Genomic DNA, 4,875 nt, shown 5'->3' with positions numbered 1-4,875 from the left:
CGCCGCCCGGCGGCCGCCGAGACCGCCGACCTGCTGGCCGACCTGGTGGTCGAGGGCGTGCGGACGCTCGCGTTCGTGCGGTCGCGGCGCGGGGTCGAGCAGGTGGCGCGACGGGCGTCCGACCTGCTCGCCGAGGTCGACCCCGCGTTGGCGGGCCGGATCGACTCCTACCGCGGCGGCTACCTCCCCGAGGAGCGCCGGGCGCTCGAGGACGACCTGCGCAGCGGACGGCTGCTCGGCATGGCGGCGACCAACGCGCTCGAGCTCGGCATCGACGTCAGCGGGCTCGACGCCGTGCTGGTGACCGGCTTCCCCGGCACCCGCGCGGCGTTCTGGCAGCAGGTCGGTCGCGCGGGCCGGACCGGCGGCGGCGCCCTCGGCATGCTCATCGCCCGCGACGACCCGCTCGACACCTATCTGGTGCACCACCCGGACGCGCTGCTCGGCCGCCCGGTCGAGGGCACCGTGTTCGACCCGGACAACCCCTACGTCCTCGGTCCGCACCTCTGCGCGGCGGNCCCTACGTCCTCGGTCCGCACCTCTGCGCGGCGGCGCAGGAGCAGCCGCTCACGACGGCCGACCTGCCGCTGTTCGGCCCGACCGCCCGCGGCCTGCTCGACGACCTGGTCGCTGCCGGGCTGCTGCGACGACGCCCCCAGGGCTGGTTCTGGACCGACCGGCGCCGGGCCGCCGACCTGGCCGACATCCGGTCGACCGGCGGCGCGCAGGTGCAGCTGGTCGAGGCCGGCACCGGGCGCGTGGTCGGCACCGTCGACGGCGCTCGCGCCCACGCCACGGCCCACACCGGCGCGATCTACGTCCACCGCGGCGAGACCTGGCAGGTCGAGCGGCTCGATCTCGACGACCACGTCGCCGAGATCCGGCGCGCCGACGTCGACTACACCACGACCGCCCGCGACGTCGCGGACATCGTCATCGTCGAGGAGCGCGACCACCAGCGGTGGGCCAGCTGCCGGGTGTCGTTCGGCTCGGTCGACGTGAGCAACCAGGTGACGTCGTACCTCCGGCGCCGCACCCGCACCGGCGAGGTCATCGACGAGACCTTGCTGGACCTCCCGGTGCGCACGCTGCGCACGAGCGCGGTGTGGTGGACGGTGCCCGATGCCGTTCTCGAGGCGGCGGGCCTCGACCGGGTCGATCTCCCGGGGGCCGCGCACGCCGCCGAGCACTGCTCGATCGGGCTGCTCCCGTTGTTCGCGACCTGCGACCGGTGGGACATCGGCGGGGTCTCGACCGCTCGCCACCCCGACACCGGCGTGCTCACCGTGTTCGTCCACGACGGCCACCCGGGTGGGGCCGGGTTCGCCGAGCGGGGCTACGCCACCGCCCAGGAGTGGCTGACCGCGACCCGCGCGGCGATCGCCTCCTGCGAGTGCGTCAGCGGCTGCCCCTCCTGCATCCAGTCCCCCAAGTGCGGCAACGGCAACGACCCGCTCGACAAGGGCGGAGCGGTGCTGCTGCTCGACGCGTTGCTCGCCGGAGCGCCTCCCCGGCGGTAGCGTGCAGACATGGTGATCTTCGGACTGATCCTGGTGGGCCTCGGCGCTCTGCTCGTCCTGGCCGGGCTGTTCAGCTCGGAGGTGACGTTCGAGGACAACGAGGCGACCGTCGAGCTGTGGAACGTCAACCTGTCGACCGAGGGACTCTTCCTCGCCGGGGTGCTCGCCGCGGCGCTGATCCTCGTCGGCCTGTGGTCGATCAAGCTCGGCGCCAAGATGGGCTGGAAGCACCGCAAGGAGCAGAAGCGCCTCAACGAGCTGTCGGAGAAGCTCGACAAGGTCGAGCTCGAGCGTCGGCGTGACGCCGACGACGACAACCCCAACGCCTGACGGACTGCTCCTTCAGCGGCGGCGAGGTCACCGGACGTCGGTGACCACGCTGCCCTGCTCGTCGACCCGGACCGGCGCGGTGCTGGCCTCGCTGGTGAGCGTCGCCGGCGCGTTCGGGATGGTGACGGGCGTGCCGTTGATCTCGAAGGACAGGGTCCACACCGCGGTGACGCTCGCCAGGTGCGCGGGGCGGCCGTTCCACCGTGCGGTGCCGTCGCTCGAGGCCCGGTCGTAGGAGTAGCTGCACTCCTGCTCGGCCTGCTCGGCCGTGGTCACCCACGGGCAGTCGAACACTCCGGAGCCGTCGCCGGGGTCGACCTCGATCCGGTCGAGGACCGCGGTGGCGACCAGGCCGAACGCCGAGCTGCCGGTGCGGTCGCCGTCGCCGCCGTCGAGCCAGTACCAGACCGGGACGTAGACGAGCGTGCGTCCGTCGGGGCTGGTCTGGAGGGCCGGGATCGTGAGGTCGATCTGGCCGATCGCGGTGAGGGCCTGTTGGTAGAGCGTCGGCGGCTGCACCTCTCCCGGGTCCGACCAGTAGTAGGTCACCACGTAGGGACCGAGGCCGCCCACCACGCCGTAGTCGCACTCGCGGGCGCGCGGCTCGGAGTCCTCGTGCGGCTTCGGTCCGTCGGGCAGAGCCATCGGCGGGTGCCAGCGGATGTCGCGGCAGGCGATGGTGCCGACGCAGTAGGTGAACTGGCCCCACAGCTCGCAGGTCGGCTCGCTCGGGCCACCACCGTCGCCGCCACCGTCGCCACCACCGTTGTCGCCGCCCTCGTCGACGACGGTGCAGCTGTAGTTGCCGTTCTGGTCGACCTGGATCTGGGCGGGCGGCACGCAGACCGGCGGGTCGTCGGCGGTCGCGGGAACCGTGGTCGCGGCGACGAGCACGCCGAGCGTCAACGCCAGCGCTGCGAACAACCTGGTCAGCGCAATCCTGGTCAGCGCAATCCTGGTCAGCGCAATCCTGGTCAGCATGGGCCCTCCTCGATCTGGTTGCCCTCGACCTTCCAGCCGGCGCCGTCACGGACGAGCGAGATCACGCCGGGCGACCGGCCCTGGCTGACCGCGCCGCTCGGAATGGTGCCGCCGATCTCGATGAGGTAGACCCGGTTGCCGTCGATGCAGACGTCGGCCTCGGCCGTGTCGCCGTCGATCGTGATGTCGTCGACCTTGGTGCGCCAGCGGCCTGTCAATGTCAGCCCGTTGTCGAAGAAGTTCTCGGTGTAGGTCGTGAACAGCTGATCGGCCCAGGCATCGGTCGCCACCGCGGTGAGCGCCGGGGGCATCTTCTGCTCGCGGTTCATCGAGGCCAGGGCCTGGTCGTAGCCGGCGAGCGTCTTCTCGATCGCGGCCTCGTCGTCGACCGGCGCCGAGGTCGAAGGAGCGTCGAGCGACGGCGCATCGCCGGTCGTGTCGTCGGCGTCGCCGTCGGAGCCGCCGCAGGCGGTCAACGCCAGCAGGGCCGCGGTGAATGCGGCCGCGGTGCACTTCGCGCGTTTCATGGAGTCCCCGTACCCGTCCGGTTGTTCCTGTGCCTGAGGAGGCTAACCCGATCCGGGCTCGGTAAACACATCACCCGATCCCTCGGCCGGCCCGGCGCGGGCGGCCGCCGACAGGTCGTGGGGCTGGCCCAGCCAGCGCGGGCCCGGGACCACGACCTCGACGGTCACCTCGTCGCCCGCCAGCGCACACCGCGCCACCCGGGCACCGTTGGCCGTCGCGACCGCGCCGGCCGCGGCACAGGGATCGGCGCCGTCCTGGGCGGCGCTCGCCCCGGCCAGCGCAGCCAGGTCGGCAGCCGCCTGGGCCGTGCGGTGGGCCGCGACCATGGCCGCCACGACCGCGAGCGCGCAACCGACCAGGAGCAACAGCCCGAGACAGGCCGTGACCAGCACCGTGGCGGCGGCGCGCTCGTCACGCGGCCGCCGAGCACGGCGCCGAGCGGTCACGACTCCTCCTCGGCGGTGGCGACCGCCTCGGCACCGACGTCGGCGCCCGGGAGGAAGTCGAACAGCCCTCCGGGTCCGCGCACGTGACCCCGCGCACGGACGGTCACCCTCCCGTCGCGGGTCACCACCTCGATCCGCACGCCGTCGGGGGCGACGCGGCGGCCGAGGGCGACCGCATCGCCCGGGTCGTCGCCCCGGGCGACGGCTCGCGCGGTCTCTCGGGCGGCGTCGATGGTCCGGACCTGCGCAGCGCCCACCGACAGCAGCCAGACCAGTCCCGTCGTGACCGCCAGCAGCACGGGGAGCCCGAGCGCCAGCTCGGCGGTGACCGCGCCCCGCTCGCTCCGCGACCGGTCGCGCTTCATCCGATGCCGAGCAGGCCGAAGACGTGGTCGAACAACGTGCGCAGCATGCGGTCGCCGAAGCCGCCGGTCAGCAGCTTGTAGAGCAGGCCGGCGAGTCCGCCGCCGCCCGCCGTGCCCACGGCGTACTCGGCGGTGGTGATGCCGCGCTGCTCGCTGCGGCGGGCGTGGAAGGTGGGTCGGGTCATGCGAGCCTCCTAGGTCGGGCGGTCGCCTGGTGCGGTCCGCCAGCGCGTCAGAGCCTCCGGGACCGGACCGACCGAACCGGTACGACGGACGCCGGCCTGTGGAGAGCGGACCCGATCGGCGCGACGTGTGGACGGTTGGCGGTCCGCAGCGGTCATCACCAGGCGATCGAACGCGCGAGCCCGGCGACCAGGGGCACGATCCCGAGCAGCAGGAAGGCCGGCAGCAGGCACACACCGAGCGGGACCGCGGCCCGGACGCCGACGGCTCGGGCGCGGTCCTCGATCTCCGCGCGGGAACGGCGGGCCAGCTCCTCCGACAGCCGGTCGACCGCGGCGACGACCGGCGCGCCGGAGCGGTGGGCGCGCGCCATGGCACGTCCCAGCGGACCGATCGCCGGGTCGCCGGCCAGCGCCGACCACACGACGAAGGGGTCGCCGCCGAGCGCCAGCCGCGCGGCGACCGGGCCGAGCAGGTCGGCGGCCGCGCCCGGCAGGGCCCGGCAGACCACGTCGATCGCAG

General features: G+C 73.8%; 8 protein-coding genes and 2 pseudogenes. 4 read left to right on the top strand and 6 right to left on the bottom strand.

Translation table 11 applies throughout. The features are described 5' to 3' along the window. Positions 1-45: 45 nt before the first annotated feature. The 4 genes and pseudogenes from H0488_RS25185 to H0488_RS22065 form a co-directional block, all read left to right on the top strand. Positions 46-306: pseudogene (locus H0488_RS25185) on the top strand (helicase-related protein); the annotation flags it as partial. Positions 307-332: 26 nt separating this feature from the next. Next, positions 333-626 (top strand): annotated as a pseudogene (locus H0488_RS25325) (hypothetical protein); the annotation flags it as partial. Between the two features lie 102 nt (positions 627-728). Continuing rightward, positions 729-1,520 carry a Zn-binding domain-containing protein gene (locus H0488_RS25180; RefSeq protein WP_312856483.1) on the top strand — a complete coding sequence of 264 codons (792 nt, stop codon included), beginning with the start codon at positions 729-731 and terminating at the stop codon, positions 1,518-1,520. A 9-nt stretch (positions 1,521-1,529) separates the two neighbouring features. After that, positions 1,530-1,850 carry a hypothetical protein gene (locus H0488_RS22065; RefSeq protein WP_183101356.1) on the top strand — a complete coding sequence of 107 codons (321 nt, stop codon included), beginning with the start codon at positions 1,530-1,532 and terminating at the stop codon, positions 1,848-1,850. A 27-nt stretch (positions 1,851-1,877) separates the two neighbouring features. Here the strand turns inward: H0488_RS22065 and H0488_RS22060 are convergent, their stop codons facing one another. The 6 genes from H0488_RS22060 to H0488_RS22035 form a co-directional block, all read right to left on the bottom strand. After that, positions 1,878-2,831 (bottom strand): hypothetical protein, encoded by a 954-nt coding sequence (locus tag H0488_RS22060; protein WP_183101355.1) that lies wholly within the window; start codon positions 2,829-2,831, stop codon positions 1,878-1,880. Further along, on the bottom strand, positions 2,825-3,358 hold the full coding sequence (locus tag H0488_RS22055) for a hypothetical protein (protein WP_183101354.1): 534 nt from the start codon (positions 3,356-3,358) through the stop codon (positions 2,825-2,827). Before H0488_RS22055 ends, H0488_RS22060 begins: the two co-directional genes overlap by 7 nt. Positions 3,359-3,400: 42 nt before the next feature. After that, positions 3,401-3,805, bottom strand: coding sequence for an Rv3654c family TadE-like protein (locus H0488_RS22050; protein WP_312856482.1), 405 nt, complete (start codon positions 3,803-3,805; stop codon positions 3,401-3,403). Further along, the gene (locus tag H0488_RS22045) at positions 3,802-4,170 is read right to left on the bottom strand and encodes a TadE family type IV pilus minor pilin (protein WP_183101353.1); all 369 of its coding nucleotides are present in this window, start codon (positions 4,168-4,170) and stop codon (positions 3,802-3,804) included. The genes H0488_RS22050 and H0488_RS22045 overlap by 4 nt, the downstream gene beginning before the upstream one ends. Continuing rightward, a complete protein-coding gene (locus H0488_RS22040; RefSeq protein ID WP_183101352.1) occupies positions 4,167-4,355 on the bottom strand; it encodes a DUF4244 domain-containing protein in 189 nt (62 codons plus the stop codon). Before H0488_RS22040 ends, H0488_RS22045 begins: the two co-directional genes overlap by 4 nt. 155 nt (positions 4,356-4,510) lie before the next feature. Next, the coding region (locus H0488_RS22035; RefSeq protein WP_183101351.1) for a type II secretion system F family protein at positions 4,511-4,875 on the bottom strand (365 nt) is incomplete at its 5' end.

Origin of the sequence: Nocardioides pelophilus, assembly GCF_014180685.1 — a bacterium.
In the GTDB taxonomy this organism is placed as follows: Bacteria; Actinomycetota; Actinomycetes; order Propionibacteriales; family Nocardioidaceae; genus Nocardioides; species Nocardioides pelophilus.
Note: the sequence above shows the minus strand (reverse complement) of the source record. Positions and strands in the feature narration are given on the sequence as shown.

What these genes read in the sequence shown, in the direction of transcription:
- H0488_RS22065 (WP_183101356.1), top strand. Translation starts at nt 1,530, where the DNA reads ATGGTGATCTTCGGACTGATCCTGGTGGGCCTCGGCGCTCTGCTCGTC.
- H0488_RS22060 (WP_183101355.1), bottom strand. Translation starts at nt 2,831, where the DNA reads ATGCTGACCAGGATTGCGCTGACCAGGATTGCGCTGACCAGGATTGCG.
- H0488_RS22055 (WP_183101354.1), bottom strand. Translation starts at nt 3,358, where the DNA reads ATGAAACGCGCGAAGTGCACCGCGGCCGCATTCACCGCGGCCCTGCTG.
- H0488_RS22045 (WP_183101353.1), bottom strand. Translation starts at nt 4,170, where the DNA reads ATGAAGCGCGACCGGTCGCGGAGCGAGCGGGGCGCGGTCACCGCCGAG.
- H0488_RS22040 (WP_183101352.1), bottom strand. Translation starts at nt 4,355, where the DNA reads ATGACCCGACCCACCTTCCACGCCCGCCGCAGCGAGCAGCGCGGCATC.